Below are 18350 nucleotides of genomic sequence, written 5' to 3'. Positions count from 1 at the left end.
GCCAGGAGTGCAGCGAGGATGGTCCCAAATGATCATCCGGCCGCTCCCTGCGGCCGTACAGCGCTCACCGATGGGCCGTTTTCCTGGCGAGGGTCAATGGCACCGGCGCCGATTCCGCATCGGCTTGGCCCCCAGTGCAGCAAACCTCCCCCTGCTCCTCAGAGGCCGGAGCTGCGGAGACTGCAGGGCTGGCTGGGCCGGCTGCCGGTGCACAGCAATCATCATCTACTCCGCCGTGACCACCGCCGTGGCCACTGCCGCGCGCATCGTCGATGTGGGGGAGGGCGCAGCAGGCGTCGCCGCGCCAGGCACTAATGCCTTCACGCACCGCGATGCCGGCGATCACCAGGGCTGCGCCGGCGTCAGCCCACCACCAGCCCTGGGTGCTGTTCAGGACCAGACCAACCAGAAGGACAGCCGAAAGGTAGGTGCACAGCAAGGTCTGTTTGGAATCTGCCAAGGCCGTCCGGGACCCGAGTTCCCGCCCTGCCCGGCGCTGGGCCCACGACAGCACGGGCATGATCGCCAAACTCAACGCCGCGATCACAATCCCCGGCATGGAGTGCTGGGCTGCCTCCCCGCCCATCAGCGACCGGGCAGCGTCCACGGCCACGAACGCGGCGAGAGCGAAGAATGAAATGGCAATGATCCGGAGCGTCAGGTGCTCGCGCCGTTCCGGATTTTTCGAGGAGAACTGCCACGACAACGCCAGGGCCGAGGTTACCTCGATGACCGAGTCCAGCCCGAAACCGATCAGCGCGGCAGAATCGGCGACGTTGCCGGCCCAGAGCGCCACGACGGCTTCAACCACGTTGTAGGTGATGGTCGCGGCGGCGAACAGCCGGATGCGGCGGTTCAGCACGGCACGGCGTCCCAGGGTGGGTGCCTGCAGCAGCGTGATCATACGAGACACTCCCCGTCCGGGGCGCAGCAGGCCGGATCGACAGCGAGGACAACACCGAGCAGGTCCTTGATCGCGTGGCCCAGCCGCGCGTCGGCGAGTTCGTACCGGGTCCGCCGCCCGTCAGGAACAGCCATCACCAGCCCGCAGCCACGCAGACACGTCAGATGGTTGGACATGCTCTGCCGGGAAACGCCAAGCGAATCAGCGAGATCGGAAGGGTAGGCCGGAGCATCTGAAAGAGCCAAGAGGATCCGGGAGCGGGTAGGGTCCGAGACCGCATACCCGAACCGGGCCAACACCGGAGCCTGCGTAAGTGTCTCCATAAAGCGCGACAGTACAGCGGCTGATGTATTCATGCAACTCTGCGCAAGAAAGGGGTGAGGGTCCGCTGGGAGTCTTCGTGCTCGTGAATTTCACGCTGAAGCCTGTCTTAGCCTTGCTCGGCAGGTCGGCCGCAGGCGCAGCTGCTTTCACAGCTGTAGCCTCAGTCCAGTTGCTTAAGCTGCCGGTGATCGTAGAAAAATACGCCGTGCGCGGTGTCCACACCCACCGATGCCCCCTGCCGGAACACCACCACTCCCTCGCGCCGCCCCTTGAAGGGATCGTCGGCCACCACCGCGTCGCCGATTCTGTAGGGCGACCGCGGGGCGAAGGACCGGCGAAGCCGGTTCCAGGCTGCCGCTGCGGCTTTGGTCAGGCTGACAGGCTGGCCCATGCTGGACATGTCGGGGACTTCGGCTTTGACCATGCGTACCAACTCCTCGAAAGCGGCACGGGCCGCTTACTGGCGGTGCGGGTTGGCCGGAATGCTCCCAGCAGAGGGCGGCCCTCCCATTCCGGCTGGCACCTTAGGCCTAAGCTATGCGCTAATCACATCAGTCACACCAGTAACAGGTACTCATATTCGGCAAGGCCCCTACTTGCCCGCTCCGTCCCCTGTTTGCCGCTGCCCGTTGATGATGTCGTCCGCGTTTTCGAAGGCCCAGGCAACCAGCGGAACCAGCAGTGTTGTCAGTTCGTAGCCACGGTCGGTGAGGCTGTAGTCCACCCGAGGCGGGATGACGGGCTGGGCTGTGCGCGTGACAAGCCCATCCCGCTCCAGGGTCTTGAGGGTTTGTGCCAGCATTTTCTCGCTGATGCCCTCTGCCCGCCGTCGTAATTCACTCCACCGCTGCCCGCCCTCGGACAGGGCCAGCAGGATCAGGACACCCCACTTGCTGGTGATGTGGTCCAGAACGGTGCGGCTGGGGCAGCCGGCCGGGAAAACGCCGTCGGCAAGCGCGGCGGGGAGGAACCCTCCAGGGGCAGGGGCATGGGCAGGGGCGCTAACTTTCATGCCAGTACCTTACTTCAAAGTGCGTACTCTCTTTCGGGAAGTAATCCGCTGGAGCTCCGGTTGTTCTTTCTGACAGACACCACAACGAAAGGACTTTTCATGAGCATCGTCGTCACAGGAGCCACCGGCCAGCTGGGCCGCCATGTGGTTGAAGCGCTGCTGGAACGCGGCGTTCCGGCAGGAGACATCGTGGCCACAGGCCGCGCGGTTGAAAAGCTCGCAGACCTCGCAGGGCAGGGCGTTCAGGTCAAAGCCATGGACTATGCGGATGCGGATTCCGTGGCAGCAGCCCTCAAGGGGGCCCGCAAAGTCCTGCTCATTTCCGGCAGTGAAGTGGGCCGACGCATTGAGCAGCACCGCACCGTCATCGAGGCTGCGAAGGCGGAGGGTGTTGAACTGATCGGCTACACCAGCATCGCAAATGCCGACACCACAGGGATGAAACTTGCGGCGGAGCACCAGGCGACGGAGGCCATCCTGAAGGAGTCGGGTACCCCGTTCGTCCTCCTGCGTAACGGCTGGTACTTGGAGAACTATACGGACCAGCTGCCGGGGACGCTCGCCCAGGGCGGCCTTGCGGGAAGTGCGGGGGCCGGCCGCATCAGTGCTGCTGCCCGGGTGGACTACGCGCACGCAGCAGCTGCCGTGCTGACGGCGGAGGACCAGGCCGGCCGAATCTACGAGCTGGGTGGCGACGAACCGTTCACGATGTCCGAGCTTGCCGCCGCAATCAGCGCGGCCGCCGGACGGGACATTGCCTATCAGGATCTTCCGGCCCGGGAATACAGTGCCCTGTTGACTGACGTGGGCGTGCCGGAAGCGTTCGCGGAGATCCTTGCCGATTCCGACCTGGGGATCGCTCGGGGCGACCTCCTGGTCAGCTCAGGCGACCTGCGCCGGCTGATCGGACGGCCGGCTACCTCCCTGGCCGACGCTGTTCGTTCGTCGGTTGGCTCTTAGCAGCTGCCTTTCGGCCGGAAGGCTCCGAAATGCGCCTGGTCCTGGTTGTCCTGTTTTTTGCGGGCGACTAGGACCTGGTACCTGCCAGCACCAGGGTTCCGCCGAGGCCAATCATCAACGTCCCGCCGGTTGCCTCCACGGCGGAGACCCGGCGGGGCGACCGGGCAAACCATTGTCGGGCTGAACCTGCGGCGATCGCCCAGAGGCTGTCCGACACCAGGGCGATGACCAGGAACAGAATGCCCAGAAGAGCCATTTGGAACGGAATCGCTCCGGACGGATAGTCCACGAACTGGGGCAGCACGGCCGCGAAGAACACCACCGACTTGGGGTTGGTGGCACCCACCACCAGCCCCTCGCCCACCAGACGCCAGGACTGCGGATCGGCAGGCTGGCGTTCGGCCGAGCGCAGGGTCCCCCGGTGCCGGATGGCCTTGATGCCCAAATAGATGAGGTAGGCGGCGCCGGCCAGCTTCACCACGCTGAAGAGGACCACCGACTGCGCAACCACAACACCCACGCCCAGCGCCACCGCTGCCACCTGGACCAACTGTCCGGCAGCGTTCCCCAGGACCGTGAGCACCCCGCCCTTCCAGCCCAGCGCCAGCGACCGTCCGATGACACAGGACACTCGGCCCTGGGACAGCGATGAGGACCAATGCTGCCAGCCCAAAGGCCAGCAGGTTCGGGAGCGGAACCATGACTGATCTTATCTCCGGGGAGTCCGTCCGGGGCTGCCTCCCAGCCCCCGGCGCCAGGAGCTATTGGGCTGGGGCAACCAAGGGCAGCGGCGACGTTTCGTCCACAAGCTCCGCCCGCCGTCGTCCGTCACCCTTGATCCACAAGCGGTACGCGAGGACCAGGAGCGCCAGCCATGCGCCGCCCACGTAGAGGGCGATACGGGTGTCTTCGAAAGCGCCGAGCACCGCGATCACCAGCGCCATAAAGACAATGGTCAGGACTGAGGCAGCGGGCCATAGCGGTGAGGGAAATTCCGACGCCGGCAGGCCCTTGCGTGCGATCTCCCGCTTCATTGCCACGTGGGACGCGAGGATCATGATCCACACCCAAACGGTGGCAAAGGTGGCGATGGAGGCAACGAGGATGAATACGTCTTTGGGGATGACCGCATTGAGGACCACGCCCGCCAGGAGGATGGCCGTCATCATGACCACTGTCATCCAAGGGACCCCATGCCGGGACACCTTGCCGAAGGCAACGGGCGCATGGCCTTGGCGGGACAGGCCAAAGAGGATGCGTCCGGCGCCGAAGATGTCGCTGTTGATGGCGGACAGTGCGGCGGTGATCACCACGGCATTGAGGATATGCGGGGCGGCCGGAATGCCGAGGCCGCTAAAGATCTGGACGAAGGGGCTGCCGTTGCTGCCGATCTCGTTCCACGGAAAGAGGCTCATGAGGACGGCGAGGGTCAGCACGTAGAACAGCAGGACGCGCACCGGGACGGTGTTGACTGCCTTGGGGATGACCCTTTTGGGGTCGGCGGCCTCCCCGGCGGTGATCCCGAGGGTTTCGATCCCGCCGAAGGCGAACATCACCACCGCGAATGAAGCCAGCAGCCCTTCAAAGCCGAACGGGAAGAACCCGCCGTGTTCCACGAGGTTGCCGAGGCCCGGAGTGACGGCCGGGCCGTCGGCCTGGAAGCCGAAAACGATGATGGCTGCGCCACCGGTGATCATGGCGATGATGGCTGCGACCTTGATCAGCGAGAACCAGAACTCCAGTTCCCCGAAGACCTTCACGCTGAGCAGGTTCAGGGCGGCCAGGAAGAAGATGATCGCCAGGATCCAGACCCAGCGTTCCACCTGCGGGAACCAGAACCCCATATAGATACTGAACGCGGTGACGTCCGCGATGGCGACGATCGCCATCTCAAACACGTAGGTCCAGCCGGTGACGAAACCGGCGAGGGGTCCAAGGTAGCGGCTGGCGTACTGGCCGAATGAGCCGGAGACGGGGTGCCGCACGGCCATTTCACCGAGCGCCCGCATCACCATGAACACGGCAGCCCCGCCGATGATATAGGCCAGCAGGACGGCCGGGCCGGCTTTCTGGATGGCGGAAGCTGATCCATAGAAGAGGCCGGTACCGATCGCCGAGCCCAGGGCCATGAACCGGATATGACGCACGTTCAGTCCCCGATTGAGGACGCTTCCGACGGCGGCAGTCGCGGTCCGGTGCGGTGCAGGACTTTCGTTCCGGGTTGGGCTTGGTGCTGGTTGCATGCAAATAACCTTCTCGTCATTGGGAGGGGAGCCGCTAACCAGCAGACCATCTCCGGAGGCAGCGTGATGAGCCTCACGGGAGCTTGGTGTCTTTCATTCCAGACGATCCGCTGGTTCCTGCTTCTTCCTGCCATGAATGGCTGTCACTTCGCACCGCTCAACCTTGCAGTCAGCATCGGATTAGCATCATTAGATGGTGCGGATTGTTGAGTACAAGCCGGAATATCGGGCAGAAGCGCTCGCGCTTTCCCTAAGAGCCTGGAAGCCGGTATTTCCTTTGGTTCGCCATGCAGTGCCGGAGTCTGTCTATGAGGCCTTCTACCCGATGGGGTGGGAGGAACGCCAGTATCGCGACATGATGATGAGCCGGAGAAACCAGGTGGTGGGCTGGGTCTGCACCAGGCTGGCCGAAAGGCCGGCATGAGCATGGTGCTCGTAGAGACTGGTGACGATACTGGCCATGCACCTGTCCCGCGCGCTTACGAAGCAGCTGGATCCGAGCGATGGCCCGTAGCGCGGTATTTCAAGAACCTTGACGATCAAAGGTGCCTTCCATGGGGCGATGTCTGGTATTTGAGACGGAAAGACTGTCTAATCGTGCTGCACGCGGTCAGCGAGGGGTCAGGCTTAAGTACGGGATTCCGGACTGACCGAGCCCTGAGAGTCTAAGGAGGAGCCGGTGACAGCCACGGAAGCGCGCCCGCGCGCCGAAGACGTGCCGCGGACGGCATCAAAGGTGACATCCAAAGTTCCCGCCGCCGAAAACACGCTGCGCATCCTCAAACTGCTGGCCTCACGCCGTGGGCCGATGGCCGCGTCGCAAATTGCTTCCACGCTGGGCCTGCCCCGGTCCAGCGTCTACCACCTGCTTGGGGTGATGGAAGCAAACGGCTTTGTACTCCACCTGCACGAGGAGCAGCGGTACGGACTCGGAATCAGTGCCTTCGAGCTCAGTTCCGCGTATTCCCGGCAGGAGCCGTTGTCCCGGCTGGGCCGCCCCCTGCTCGCGAGTCTCGTGGATGCCATCGGTGAGAGTGCCCACCTGGCGGTGCTGCATGGCCGGGACGTGCTGTACATCGTGGAGGAGCGGGCCAAGAACCGCCCGTCCCTGGTGACCGACGTCGGAGTCCGGCTCCCCAGCCATCTCACCGCCAGCGGACGCGCAATCCTTGCCGCGCTTCCCAAGTCGCAGGTGCGGGCGCTCTACCCCAATGCTGCCGCCTTCACCGCCCGGCACGAGGTGGAAGGCGCCATCATGAAGTACTCGGCCCTCTCCTCCCATCTGGACCAGGTGCGGCAGCGCGGCTACGCCACAGAGCATGGCGAGGTCACCCCGGGTTTCGGGTCCATCGCCGCCGCCGTCACGGACCATGTGGGATGGCCGACGGCAGCAGTCGCCGTGACGTTCCTCGAGGACAGATTGCCGGCGGAGGAATGGCCGGTGCTCGCCGGGCGCGTCCAGAGGGTCGCCGACGAACTCTCGGTGCGGCTCCACGGCCGCCCCGGAAAATAGCCTTCCCTCCAAAATTGCCCGGTGACGTCTGGTTCCCATTCCTGCTTTCTGGGGGCTAAAAGTGACAGCCACAGAGGGTCCGGGCGGTCTTAGATCCCGGACAGCACCCTCCTGAAACTCCTGTAAAGCCCGTCACCGAAGGGCTTTAGTTGATACAGAACTTCTTCCACTCCACAACCTCATTACGTAAAGGAGCCACCATGGCACCCGCCGATTTCACCACCGGTGCCCGCCCGGTCAAAGCAGCCCGCGGCACTGAGCTCACCGCCAAGTCCTGGCAGACCGAAGCGCCGCTGCGCATGCTGATGAACAACCTGGATCCCGAGGTGGCCGAACGCCCGGACGACCTGGTGGTCTACGGCGGCACCGGTCGCGCCGTCCGGTCCTGGGCAGCGTTCGACGCCATCACCCGCACCCTGGAATCCATGGAAAAGGACGAGACCCTGCTGGTTCAGTCCGGCAAGCCCGTGGGGGTGTTCCGCACCAACGAATGGGCACCGCGCGTGCTGCTGGCCAACTCCAACCTCGTGGGGGACTGGGCCACCTGGCCCGAGTTCCGCCGCCTCGAGGCCGAGGGCCTCATGATGTACGGCCAGATGACCGCCGGGTCCTGGATCTACATCGGCACCCAGGGCATCCTGCAGGGCACCTTCGAGACCTTCGCCGCGATCGCCCGGAAGCTCAGCGGGGACGAGAACGGCACCCTCGCCGGATCCCTCACCCTCACCGGCGGCTGCGGCGGCATGGGCGGCGCGCAGCCGCTGGCGGTCACGCTGAACGAGGGTGCCTGCCTGATTGTCGACGTCGATGAGACCCGTCTGCGCCGCCGCGCCGGCAAGCGCTACCTGGACGAGGTGGAAACCGACCTCGACGCCGCCATCGCCAAGGTGCTCAAGGCCAAGGAGGAGCGCCGCGGCTGGTCTGTGGGTTATGTGGGCAACGCCGCTGAGGTGTTCCCCGAAATCCTCCGCCGCCACAGGGCCGGCGAGCTCACCGTGGACATCGTCACCGACCAGACCTCCGCCCATGATCCGCTGTCCTACCTTCCAGAGGGCATCTCCGTGGCGGAGTGGCACCGTGAAGCCGAAGCTGATCCGGAAGGTTTCACCAAGAAGGCCCAGGCCTCAATGGCCAAGCACGTCCAGGCCATGGTGGAGTTCCAGGACGCCGGCGCCGAGGTGTTCGACTACGGCAACTCGATCCGTGACGAGGCCCGCAAGGGCGGCTACGAACGCGCCTTCGAGTTCCCCGGCTTCGTCCCCGCCTACATCCGGCCGCTGTTCTGCGAAGGGCTGGGCCCGTTCCGCTGGGTGGCGCTTTCCGGAGATCCGGAAGACATCGCCGTCACGGACGCCGCCATTAAGGAACTGTTCCCGGAGAACAAGCACCTGCACCGCTGGATCGACGCCGCCCAGGAGCGTGTGGAGTTCGAAGGCCTGCCGGCCCGCATCTGCTGGCTCGGCTACGGCGAACGACACAAGGCCGGGCTGCTGTTCAACCAGCTCGTCAAGGAAGGCAAGGTCAAGGCACCCATTGTGATCGGCCGCGACCACCTGGACTCCGGCTCCGTCGCCTCCCCGTACCGCGAAACGGAAGCCATGGCCGACGGTTCCGACGCCATTGCCGACTGGCCCCTGCTGAACGCCCTCCTCAACACCGCCTCCGGCGCCACCTGGGTCTCCCTGCACCAGGGCGGCGGCGTGGGTATCGGCCGCTCCATCCACGCCGGCCAGGTCTCCGTCGCCGACGGCACCGACCTCGCCGCCCGGAAGCTCGAACGCCTCCTCACCAACGATCCCGGCATGGGCGTGATCCGCCACGCCGACGCCGGCTACGAGCGCGCCCTCGACGTCGCCAAAGAGCGCGGCGTACGCATCCCGATGTCTGAACCCACAGAAAAGTAGGAACCACAAGTGACCATCACCACCCACGAACCGCTGACCGTCGCCCTCGGATCACGCGGGGTCATGCCCGAGGATGTGCTCGCCGTCGCGCGCCACAACGCCAAGGTGACTATCTCCCCGGAAGCGCTGGAAACAGTAGCCAAGGTCCGCGCCCACATCGACGGCCTCGCCGCCAGCGACGTCCCGGCCTATGGCATTTCCACCGGCTTCGGCGCCCTGGCCAACCGCCACATCCCCAATACACTGCGCACCCAGCTCCAGAAGAGCCTCATCCGGAGCCACGCCGCCGGCATGGGGCCCGCGGTGGAGCGCGAAGTGGTGCGCGGCATCATGTTCCTCCGCGCTAAAACCCTCGCCTCCGGGCGCACCGGCGTCCGTCCTGTCGTCCTGCAGACCATGGTGGACGTCCTGAATGCCGGCATTACGCCATTGGTCCGGGAGTTCGGCTCCCTTGGCTGCTCCGGCGACCTTGCCCCGCTGTCCCACTGCGCCCTGGTGCTGATGGGTGAAGGCGAGGCGGAAGGGCCCGACGGCGAGTGCTTCGGCGGAGCAGGGCAGCGCACCGTCGCCGAGCTGCTTGCGGAGCACGGCATCGAGCCGGTCATCCTCGCAGAAAAGGAAGGGCTGGCGCTGGTAAACGGCACCGAGGGCATGCTGGGCATGCTCCTCATGGCCATCGAGGACCTGCGCCAGCTGCTGACGACAGCGGACATCACCGCCGCGATGAGCGTGGAGGCGCTGCTCGGCACCGACCAGGTGTTCCTGCCGGAGCTCCACGCAGCGCTGCGTCCGCACCCGGGCCAGGCGGCCAGTGCGGACAATATGCTGCGCGTGTTGTCCGATTCCCCGATCGTGGCGTCCCACAAGGTGGGCGACTCCCGGGTGCAGGACGCCTACTCGCTCCGGTGCGCTCCCCAGGTCGCCGGCGCCGTCCGCGACACCCTGGACCATGCAGCGCTGGTGGCGTCCCGTGAACTGGCCGCCGCCATCGACAATCCGGTGGTCCTTCCCGACGGCCGGGTAAGCTCGAACGGCAACTTCCACGGCGCCCCGGTGGCGTACGTCCTGGATTTCCTGGCCATCGCCGTCGCCGACCTGAGCTCCATTGCGGAGCGACGGACGGACCGGATGCTGGACCCGGCCCGGTCCCACGGCCTGCCCGCTTTCCTGGCCTCGGACCCGGGCGTGGACTCCGGCCTCATGATCGCCCAGTACACCCAGGCGGGGCTGGTCTCCGACAACAAGCGGCTGGCTGTCCCCGCCTCGGTAGACTCCATTCCCAGTTCCGCCATGCAGGAGGACCATGTCTCCATGGGGTGGCACGCGGCGCGCAAGCTGCGGAAGGCCGTGGACAACCTGCGCCGCGTCCTGGCCATTGAGCTGGTGACGTCGGCGCGTGCCCTGGACATCCGCACGCAGCTCTCCGGCGGGGTGCTGACGCCGGGACCGGCAGGTGCCGCCGTCGTATCCGCGCTGCGGAACGTGATGGGCGGGCCGGGGACGGACCGGTTCCTGTCGCCTGAACTGCAGGCCGCCGACCTGCTGGTCGCGTCCGGCGAGGTGCGGCGGGCGGCGGAATCCGCCGTCGGGAACCTCGCCTGATTCCGAATGATCTTCAGCTTCTTTGCACAGAACGTCCACCTGCTGGAATTTCCACCGACACGGGCAGCAGGCGGCCAGTGAGTGTAGTAGAACTGAAGGTGTAGTGAAAGTCACATCACAGACGCTGTGGCGCCGAACGTATACAAAGGGGTAGAAGTTCAAATGAAAGCACGTGGGGCAGTCTTATCAAGGCGAAACGCCCATGCCGCCGCCGTTTCCGACTGGAAGACACTCCAGGCAGGGAACCGCGTCGAGATCATCAAGCATGCGCATGTGGTTGCTGCCGGGGAGGTGGAAGAGGTGTCGCAGAGCGGAAACGTCCTGTGGCTCGTGCCGGCCGGCCCGGCCGAGAAGCAGCTGTTCCTGAAGTCCGACGGCGTTCAGGTGCGCCGCGCGTAGCAGCCCCAAGAGATACGCAATAAAAAATCCCCGCCCTGCTTCGGCAGGGCGGGGATTTTCTGTTGCTGCGGCAACCGCCTTCTCGAGCAGCCGCAGAAGCGGTCCTGGTCAGGCCGCGATGGCCTCGTAGGTTTCGCCGAACGGCACGGATTCGTCGAGGGCAACGGTGTAGCGGCCGGGGTGCAGCCTGGTGACCAGGATGCCGCAGGAAGCTTCCTGCGCCGCAACCTCGATCAGCTCCGCAACTGCCTCTTCCAATCCTGCGTGGACTTCTTCCGCGGTGGAAAACTCAAGGTCGATGGACCTGGCAGCAGGAACTTCGGCAGGGGCGGAAACGGCGGGGGTCCGTTCCATGGTGACTGTAGTCATGATGTGAACTTTCTGTGTTTCATGCCTGGTGGCCCCACAATTCTATCGGCTGCTACGAGCAAATGTCAGATGTCTGCTCTTTCTAAGCTCGGCACAGGCCTTTCTCCCACTGTTGATCCGGCCCTGGCAGACAGTCACAATAGGGTGCTTTTGGCCCCCGCCGCCCGCCTGGGCAACGATGGAACGAGCCCCGTGAACATCCATAGATCGAAGGAGATCCGAATGAAAATCATGCGCCTCGGTGACATAGGCAAGGAACAGCCGGCGGTCATGGTTGCCTCTGCGGAGGGCCCCGCCCAGTACTACAGCCTGTTGCCGTTGACGCGGGATGTGGACGGTGCATTCCTGGCAGGCGGGGGAGTCGGCAAAGTCCGGGACGCGCTGGAAGCCGCCACCCTGCCGGTGCTCGAAGGTGCCGAAGGGCTCCGGGTGGGGGCACCGGTGGCACGGCCCGGATCCATCGTTGGAGTCGGGATGAACTACGCAGCCCACGCCGCCGAGTCCGGTTCCGCGCCGCCGGAAATCCCCGTGGTTTTCCTCAAGCCAAGTAACACGGCAGCGGGACCCTTTGACGCCGCTCCCATCCCGCCGCACTCCAGCAGGTACGACTGGGAAGTGGAACTGGGGATCGTGATCGGGCGCGAAGCCAGCTACCTGGAATCCCCGGAGGAGGCGAAGGCCTGCATCGCAGGATACGTCACTGCGAATGACTTGTCTGAACGCGAATATCAGCTTCCCGGCGCGGCCGGGCAGTGGACCAAGGGCAAGTCACTCCCGGGGTCCACACCCCTGGGCCCGTGGCTTGTTCCGGCAGACGATATCGACGGCGGCAACCTGCCGTTGCGCAGCTGGGTCAACGGGGAGCCGCGCCAGGACTCAGCCACCTCAGAGCTCATTTTCGACGCACCCACCCTGGTCCACCATTGCAGCCAGTACATGCGACTGGAGCCCGGTGACGTGATTCTCACCGGGACTCCAGAAGGTGTGGCCCTGAGCGGCCGCTTCCCCTACCTCCAGCCGGGCGATCTGGTGGAGGTAGAGGTCGAGGGGCTGGGCCGCCAGCGCCAGGAACTGTACCGGGCAGGACAGGCAGGCCGGCCCGGGCCGGACTAACCGGCCTTTACCGCCAGGACCGGGCAGTCAGCCTCGAGCAGGATGCGCTGGGAGACGCTGCCCATGATGAGCTTGCCTACCGGCGTGCGCCGGCGGAGCCCGATCACGATCAAATCAGCGTTGTTCTCCTCTGCGGCGTCCAGCACCTCAGCGGCGGCATCGTGGCCACGGACCGGCTGCTTGATCACGTGGTCGATGCCCTGGATGGCCAGCCGGTCCTCGATGCTCTGGATCTCTGGCTCCTGGGCGTAGCGGTTGTCCACCAGCGCGTCACCCTTGGACGAGTTGATGACCAACAGTTTCGTGTTGTTCTTCCGGGCTTCGGCGATGGCCTGGGTGAGGGCTGCTTCGCCCTCGGGTGTCGGGACATATCCCACCACGATGGTCATGGTTGCTTCTCTTTTCTGTAGGTCTTGTGCCTCTGCGTCGCGGTTCAGTCGCTGTAGTCGGCTGCGCCGGAGTTCGCGGGAAGCAGGGTCTTGCGCTCCGGGCGGTTCCGCCGGACCAGCTTGAAGAGCAGCGGCCACGCCAGGATGAGTCCCACGATGATGTAGATCACGACGGCGATCGGCTCGCTGAAGAGGCCCACGGGGTCACCGGCGCTGAGCTGCAGGGTCTTGCGGAGCTGGCCTTCGATGCGCGGGCCGAGGATGACGCCGAGGATCAGTGGCAGCACGGGCAGCCCGAAGCGGCGCATCATGAAGCCCAGGGCGCCAAGGACCAGCAGGAGCACAAGATCGAAGGCCTGCAGGTTTACCGAGTAGGCGCCCAGCGTGGCGAAGAACAGGATGCCTGCGTAGAGGTAGGGGCGGGGCAGCTGCAGGAGCTTGGCCCAGAGCGGAGCCAGGGGCAGGTTGATCAGCAGGAGCAGCAGGTTGCCGATGAAGAGGCTGGCGATCAGCGCCCACACCAGGGGTCCCTGGCTGGAGAAGAGCTGCGGGCCCGGCTGGATGCCGTACGAGGTGAAGGCTGCGAGCATTACGGCCGCTGTGGCGTTGGTGGGCAGGCCCAGGGCCAGCATCGGGGTCAGGGTACCGGCAGCGGCAGCGTTGTTGGCAGCTTCAGGGCCTGCGACGCCTTCAATAGCGCCCTTGCCGAATTCCTCCGGGTGCTTGCTGAGACGCTTCTCCGTGACGTAAGAGAGGAACGTCGGGATTTCGGCGCCGCCGGCGGGAAGGGCGCCAAAGGGGAAACCGAACGCGGTGCCGCGAAGCCAGGGCTTCCACGAGCGGCTCCAGTCCTTCCTCCCCATCCAGGGCCGGCCGACGGGGATGACGTGCAGGGGAGTGCGGCGCAGGTGGGCGGCAACCCAGAGCGCTTCGCCGACCGCGAAGATGGCCACGGCAACTACCACGATGTCCAGGCCGTCCGCCAGCAGCGGCTGGCCGAAGGTCAGCCGGCGCTGGCCCGTGACGGAGTCCATGCCCACCAGCCCGATGGCCAGGCCCAGGGCCAGCGAGGCGAAGCCGCGGAGCCGGGAGTTGCCAAGGACGGCGGTGACGGCCAGCAGGGCCAGAACCATGATGGCAAAGTAGCTCGGCGCACCCAGGCTGACGGCGAATTCGACGACGATAGGCGCGAAGACTGCCAGGAGGGCGGTGCCGATGGTGCCTGCAACGAATGAGCCGATGGCCGCCGTCGCCAGCGCCTGTGCAGCCCGCCCGGCTTTGGCCATTTTGTTGCCCTCGATGGCCGTCACCACGGACGACGATTCGCCGGGAGTGTTCAGCAGGATGGAGGTGGTGGAACCGCCGTACATGCCGCCGTAGTAGATGCCGGCGAACATGATGAAGGCACTGGTGGGTTCCAGCGCGTAGGTGACCGGAAGCAGGAGGGCCACGGTCATGGCCGGGCCCAGGCCCGGAAGGACGCCGACGGCGGTGCCCAGCAGTACGCCGATCACGGCATACAGGAAGTTCATGGGGGTCAGGGCGGTGGCGAAACCGTCCATCAGTGAGGACCAGACGTCCATCAGAGGATTCCTTCCAGGAGTCCGGCGGGCAGTGCAATGCCGAGGCCGAGGTAGAAGCCGTAGAAGGTCAGCAGGGACAGGGCAACGGAGATGAGCCCGTCCCGGACATAGCGGCGGCTGCCCAATGCCAGGACGCTGCCCCAGAACAGGACGGTGCCGGAGATGACCCAGCCGGCCCAGTCGATGAGCAGGATGTTCAGGATGAATGCGCCTGCCAGGGGCAGGATAGTTTTCCAGTCGGCGGGGTGGGTAAGGTCAACGTCCTCGCCGCCTTCCGCCTCGCCCTGGCCGCCCCGGATCACGTTGATGGCCAGAAGGACCGCGCAGACAACCAGCATTCCGGCCACGATGTACGGGACCGTCTTGGGGCCCACCGGGTCCGATTGGGAGTACGGGGTTACCAGGCCGTTGGCGTCCAGGAAGACAAGGACGCCGGCCGCGCCGAGCAGGAGGGCTACTCCCAGCTCGGCGCGGCCCTTAAGGCCTGTGGTCAGCGGGCTCACGCCAACCCAAGCTTGGTGAGCACGTCCGCCACCCGCTTGTCCTGCTCGGTGAGGAAGGTTTCGAACTCGTCGCCGGTGATGAAAGCGTCACTCCAGCTGTGGGTCTTCAGGGCTTCCTGCCAGCCTGCGCTCTTGTGCATCTTCTCAAGGGCGGCGATCATGGCTGCCTTGTCCTCGTCACTGATGCCCGGAGGGGCAACGATGCCGCGCCAGTTGGTGAATACCAGGTCGATGTTGGATTCCTTCAGCGTGGGGGCGTCCACGCCTTCCAGGCGCTCTTCGCCGCTGGTGGCCAGCACGCGGACCTCGCCGGATTCGATCTGCTGCAGGTACTCGCCGGCACCCGAAGCGGCAAAGCCCAGCTTGTTGCCGAGGATCGCGGGAAGGAGGTCGCCGCCACCGTCGTAGGAAACAAAGTTTACCTTGGTGGCGTCGATGCCAACGGCGCCGGCCAGCTGCATGGGCAGCAGGTGGTCAGGACCGCCCGGGGAGGAGCCGCCGCCTACGGAGATGGAGCCCGGGTCAGCCTTCCAGGCAGCCACCAGGTCGTCGATGGTCTTGTAGGGGGAATCCTTGCTGACCATGATGGCGCCGGGTTCCTCGATGAGCCGGGCCAGGGGAGTGGTCTCGGTCAGCTTGGACTCGGACTTGTTGGTGTAGCTCGCGCCCACCACGCCCAGGCCCATCAGCATGGCGAGGTCGCCGTTGCCCTTTTCGTTGACCACGCGGGCTAGGCCTACGGTTCCGCCGGCGCCCGCAAGGTTGAAGACCTCGGTGTTGCTGGTGATCTTCTCGTCCTCGAGGACCTTCGCTGCTGCGCGCGCGGTGGTGTCGTAGCCGCCGCCTGGGGTGTTGGGGACCATGATCTGCAGCCCGGTGATGGGACCGGCTGCGGCACCGGAGCTTTCCGAGCCGGTGGAGCTCTTGCTGGTGGCACCGCAACCGGTGGCCATCAGGGCGATGCCGGCTGCGACGGCGGCGACGCGCAATGCGCGGATCTGGCGCATGTGTTCCTCTTCTCAGTAATGCAATTCTGTACAAAAATGATCAGCGGACCTGATCTGTGCTTCCGATGCTAGGCCCCACCGTGACGGCGATCACTCTTGTGTACGCAGAGAAAGTTAAGTTCATTGCGTTCACGTTTCCGGGATCCCACCTGGGGCGCCCAATGACGGCAACGGCGGGGCTACGCTGGGATATAGTTCCCGGTACTGCCGCCGTGCAGTGCCGGCATCAGAAACAAAAGGAATCCACGCAGTGACTCGACGAAGAGGAATGTCCCTCGCCGGGCAGTACCTTGTGCTGCAGTTGCTGATTGTCCTGGCGGTACTGGTGGCAGTCGTAGCCATCTCCCTTGCCCAGTCAGCCGCCGCCTTCGAACGCATCGAGGGCCGCCGGGCGCTGTCCGCCGCCGAAGCGCTGGGGAACAATCCCGCTGTGCGGGCGCTGCTGCCGGATGCTGAGCCGCGTGTCGGCGCCGCTCTTCCCGCAGTAGCCGAGTCCGTCCGTACTGTTTCCGGCTCATCCCATGTCACGTTGGCAAAGCTTGACCGCACTGTGGTTGTCGCCTCCGATCCCGGCCTGTTGGGCAAGCCGCTGGAACTGGGCGCCAGCAGGGTCATGGAGGGGCGGGCATGGACCGGTGTGGTAACCGGAAACAGCGCTCCCGTCCTGTCCGCCCACGTTCCGGTCCTCAACGACGCCGGAAAGATGATCGGCATTGCCTCCATCAGCCGGAATTATCCGTCCACGCTTGAGCGGCTGGGGGACGCCGTCCCCAACCTCCTGACATACCTCGGCGTCGGCAGCGTCCTGGGGGTGGCGGGATCCCTGCTGTTGTCCCGCCGGGTCAAGCGCCAGACCCTGGGCATGGAGCCCAGCGAGATTACCGGGCTCGTGGAGAACCGCGAGGCGATGCTGCAGGGCCTGAAGGAAGGCGTGGTGGCGCTGGACCCCCACGAGCGCATCACCGTCGCGAACAACAGCGCCCGGCAGCTGCTGGGCCTGCCGCCGGACTGCGTGGGCAGGAAGATTGGATCCCTGCCCGTGGACCCAGCGCTCAAGGTGGTCCTGACCAGGGAACAGCCGGACCCGGACCAGCTGGTGCTGGTGGGGGAGCGGCTGGTGGTGCTGAACCGGGTTCCCATCCGTTCCCGCGGCCGCGACATCGGCTCAGTGACCACGCTGCGGGACCGTACGGAGCTGTCCTCGCTGGAGCGTGAGCTGGGCGCCACCCGCACTGCCACAGACACGCTAAGGGCGCAGGCCCATGAGTTCGCCAACCAGCTGCACGTAATCTCCGGCCTGATCCAGATCGGCGAATACGACTCCGTGGTGCAGTTCGTCAACGGTGCCACTGTGGACCGGACCAGGCTGAACGATGAAGTGACCAGCCGAATCCAGGATCCGGCGCTCGCCGCTTTGCTGATTGCCAAGTCCAGCCTCGCCACCGAGCGTGGATTAGCGTTGCAGCTGGAGCCCGAGTCAGCGTTGCCTCCGGTCAGCGACGAGCTGTCCCGTGACCTCACCACAGTGGTCGGCAACCTCGTGGACAACGCGTTCGACGCCGTCACAGGGCTTCCGGGCGCGGCCGTCCGCGTGCTGGTGGAGACCTCCGCCGACGCCGTTACCGTAACGGTCAGTGATACCGGACCGGGTGTTCCGCAGCAGGCCACCGAGGAGATCTTCCGCCAAGGGTTCTCCACCAAGGAGGCCGGGCCGGCTGATGTCCGCGGCTTTGGGCTGGCCCTCTCACGGGTGGTTTGCCGGCGGTCCGGCGGTGACCTCACGGTGGCCAACGACAAGGGAGCAGTCTTCACGGCACGATTCAATCGAGGTGCAACGCAGCCATGATCAAGGTACTGATCGTCGACGACGACTTCATGGTTGCCAAGGTTCACGCGGGCTTCATCCAACGGACCGCCGGCTTCACTGTGGTGGGTGCCGCCCATACGGGTGCACAGGCAGTCGCCGAAACCGAGCGGCTGCAGCCGGACCTCGTGCTGCTCGATATTCACCTTCCGGACATCAACGGGCTGGACCTCATGCAGCGGCTGCGGGACGTGGCCCCCGAACTGGATGTGCTGGTGATCAGCGCTGCCCGCGAGGTGGAAACCGTGCGCAAAGCGCTGCGCGGCGGGATTGTGCACTACCTGATCAAGCCGTTCTCACAATCCGACCTCCAGGAACGGCTCGAGCATTACCGGAGCGCATACCAGGGGCTGGATTCGTCCAAGGACGTCGCCGAGCAGTCTGACGTGAACCGGGTCTTCGGACTGGACCGCGCCGAGCGCCCGCTGCCCAAGGGCTGCAGCGTCGAGACCCTGAAGCTGGTGGAGGCCGCGTTGAAGGAGGCCGACGGCGACGTGTCGGCTGCGGAGGTGGCCGAACAGTTGGGCACCTCACGGGTCAGTGCCCGCCGCTACCTGGAGTACCTGCATGACGAAGGTTCGCTGGACGTGAAGCTCAAGTATGGTGTGGGGCGCCCGGAGCGGCGCTACGTCCTCAAGGGTCAGTAATGCGGCTGGCAGCA

Annotated in this window: 19 protein-coding genes and 1 pseudogene; 9 read left to right on the top strand and 11 right to left on the bottom strand. The window is 65.5% G+C overall.

Translation table 11 applies throughout. The features are described from left to right. Positions 1-64 precede the first annotated feature (64 nt). From FDW81_RS04375 to FDW81_RS04360, 4 genes are all read right to left on the bottom strand, one after another. Positions 65-904, bottom strand: coding sequence for a cation diffusion facilitator family transporter (locus FDW81_RS04375; RefSeq protein WP_240719925.1), 840 nt, complete (start codon positions 902-904; stop codon positions 65-67). Further along, complete coding sequence (locus FDW81_RS04370) at positions 901-1227, bottom strand: helix-turn-helix transcriptional regulator (RefSeq protein WP_138132973.1); 327 nt, start codon at positions 1225-1227, stop codon at positions 901-903. Before FDW81_RS04370 ends, FDW81_RS04375 begins: the two co-directional genes overlap by 4 nt. Before the next feature lie 161 nt (positions 1228-1388). Beyond that, positions 1389-1652, bottom strand: a complete 264-nt coding sequence (locus FDW81_RS04365) for a hypothetical protein (protein WP_138132925.1) — start codon at positions 1650-1652, stop codon at positions 1389-1391. Positions 1653-1820: 168 nt separating this feature from the next. Further along, positions 1821-2240 carry a helix-turn-helix domain-containing protein gene (locus FDW81_RS04360; protein ID WP_138132924.1) on the bottom strand — a complete coding sequence of 140 codons (420 nt, stop codon included), beginning with the start codon at positions 2238-2240 and terminating at the stop codon, positions 1821-1823. A 99-nt stretch (positions 2241-2339) separates the two neighbouring features. Here FDW81_RS04360 and FDW81_RS04355 point away from each other — a divergent pair, with 99 nt between their 5' ends. Continuing rightward, complete coding sequence (locus tag FDW81_RS04355) at positions 2340-3200, top strand: SDR family oxidoreductase (RefSeq protein WP_138132923.1); 861 nt, start codon at positions 2340-2342, stop codon at positions 3198-3200. Between the two features lie 67 nt (positions 3201-3267). Here FDW81_RS04355 and FDW81_RS04350 read toward each other — a convergent pair. Both FDW81_RS04350 and FDW81_RS04345 read right to left on the bottom strand, forming a co-directional pair. After that, positions 3268-3901, bottom strand: a pseudogene (locus FDW81_RS04350) (LysE family translocator). A 60-nt stretch (positions 3902-3961) separates the two neighbouring features. Further along, a complete protein-coding gene (locus FDW81_RS04345; protein WP_138132922.1) occupies positions 3962-5443 on the bottom strand; it encodes an amino acid permease in 1482 nt (493 codons plus the stop codon). A 193-nt stretch (positions 5444-5636) separates the two neighbouring features. Between FDW81_RS04345 and FDW81_RS04340 the strand changes: the two genes are divergently transcribed. From FDW81_RS04340 to FDW81_RS04320, 5 genes are all read left to right on the top strand, one after another. Next, on the top strand, positions 5637-5867 hold the full coding sequence (locus tag FDW81_RS04340) for a hypothetical protein (protein WP_205754594.1): 231 nt from the start codon (positions 5637-5639) through the stop codon (positions 5865-5867). Positions 5868-6122: 255 nt separating this feature from the next. Then, positions 6123-6956 (top strand): IclR family transcriptional regulator, encoded by an 834-nt coding sequence (locus FDW81_RS04335; RefSeq protein ID WP_370278724.1) that lies wholly within the window; start codon positions 6123-6125, stop codon positions 6954-6956. Between the two features lie 200 nt (positions 6957-7156). Further along, the gene (locus FDW81_RS04330; RefSeq protein ID WP_138132921.1) at positions 7157-8860 is read left to right on the top strand and encodes a urocanate hydratase; all 1704 of its coding nucleotides are present in this window, start codon (positions 7157-7159) and stop codon (positions 8858-8860) included. A gap of 9 nt (positions 8861-8869) precedes the next feature. Then, positions 8870-10462, top strand: coding sequence for a histidine ammonia-lyase (gene hutH / locus FDW81_RS04325; RefSeq protein WP_138132920.1), 1593 nt, complete (start codon positions 8870-8872; stop codon positions 10460-10462). 162 nt (positions 10463-10624) lie between these two features. Beyond that, positions 10625-10861 (top strand): hypothetical protein, encoded by a 237-nt coding sequence (locus FDW81_RS04320; RefSeq protein ID WP_138132919.1) that lies wholly within the window; start codon positions 10625-10627, stop codon positions 10859-10861. A 108-nt stretch (positions 10862-10969) separates the two neighbouring features. Here the strand turns inward: FDW81_RS04320 and FDW81_RS04315 are convergent, their stop codons facing one another. Then, complete coding sequence (locus tag FDW81_RS04315; protein WP_138132918.1) at positions 10970-11230, bottom strand: hypothetical protein; 261 nt, start codon at positions 11228-11230, stop codon at positions 10970-10972. A 222-nt stretch (positions 11231-11452) separates the two neighbouring features. Between FDW81_RS04315 and FDW81_RS04310 the strand changes: the two genes are divergently transcribed. After that, a complete protein-coding gene (locus tag FDW81_RS04310) occupies positions 11453-12343 on the top strand; it encodes a fumarylacetoacetate hydrolase family protein (protein WP_171027100.1) in 891 nt (296 codons plus the stop codon). Here FDW81_RS04310 and FDW81_RS04305 read toward each other — a convergent pair. Genes FDW81_RS04305 through FDW81_RS04290 form a run of 4 tightly spaced genes read right to left on the bottom strand, consistent with a single transcriptional unit; the run spans position 12340 to position 15825 of the window. Further along, positions 12340-12732: a universal stress protein gene (locus FDW81_RS04305; protein ID WP_138132917.1), complete on the bottom strand. Its 393-nt coding sequence runs from the start codon at positions 12730-12732 to the stop codon at positions 12340-12342. The genes FDW81_RS04310 and FDW81_RS04305 overlap by 4 nt on opposite strands. A 44-nt stretch (positions 12733-12776) precedes the next feature. Continuing rightward, positions 12777-14315, bottom strand: a complete 1539-nt coding sequence (locus FDW81_RS04300) for a tripartite tricarboxylate transporter permease (RefSeq protein ID WP_138132916.1) — start codon at positions 14313-14315, stop codon at positions 12777-12779. Further along, positions 14315-14818, bottom strand: a complete 504-nt coding sequence (locus FDW81_RS04295; protein WP_138132915.1) for a tripartite tricarboxylate transporter TctB family protein — start codon at positions 14816-14818, stop codon at positions 14315-14317. The genes FDW81_RS04300 and FDW81_RS04295 overlap by 1 nt, the downstream gene beginning before the upstream one ends. Continuing rightward, a complete protein-coding gene (locus FDW81_RS04290; RefSeq protein ID WP_138132914.1) occupies positions 14815-15825 on the bottom strand; it encodes a tripartite tricarboxylate transporter substrate binding protein in 1011 nt (336 codons plus the stop codon). The genes FDW81_RS04295 and FDW81_RS04290 overlap by 4 nt, the downstream gene beginning before the upstream one ends. Positions 15826-16093: 268 nt before the next feature. On the opposite strand from FDW81_RS04290, the gene FDW81_RS04285 reads away from it, so the two are divergent. Both FDW81_RS04285 and FDW81_RS04280 read left to right on the top strand, forming a co-directional pair. Next, positions 16094-17671, top strand: coding sequence for a sensor histidine kinase (locus FDW81_RS04285; RefSeq protein ID WP_138132970.1), 1578 nt, complete (start codon positions 16094-16096; stop codon positions 17669-17671). Then, positions 17668-18336: a response regulator gene (locus FDW81_RS04280; RefSeq protein ID WP_138132913.1), complete on the top strand. Its 669-nt coding sequence runs from the start codon at positions 17668-17670 to the stop codon at positions 18334-18336. The genes FDW81_RS04285 and FDW81_RS04280 overlap by 4 nt, the downstream gene beginning before the upstream one ends. Positions 18337-18350 lie beyond the last annotated feature (14 nt).

The sequence above is a fragment of the Pseudarthrobacter sp. NamB4 genome (genome assembly GCF_005796185.1).
Classification (GTDB): Bacteria; Actinomycetota; Actinomycetes; order Actinomycetales; family Micrococcaceae; genus Arthrobacter.
This window is presented reverse-complemented; position numbering and strand designations above follow the sequence as displayed.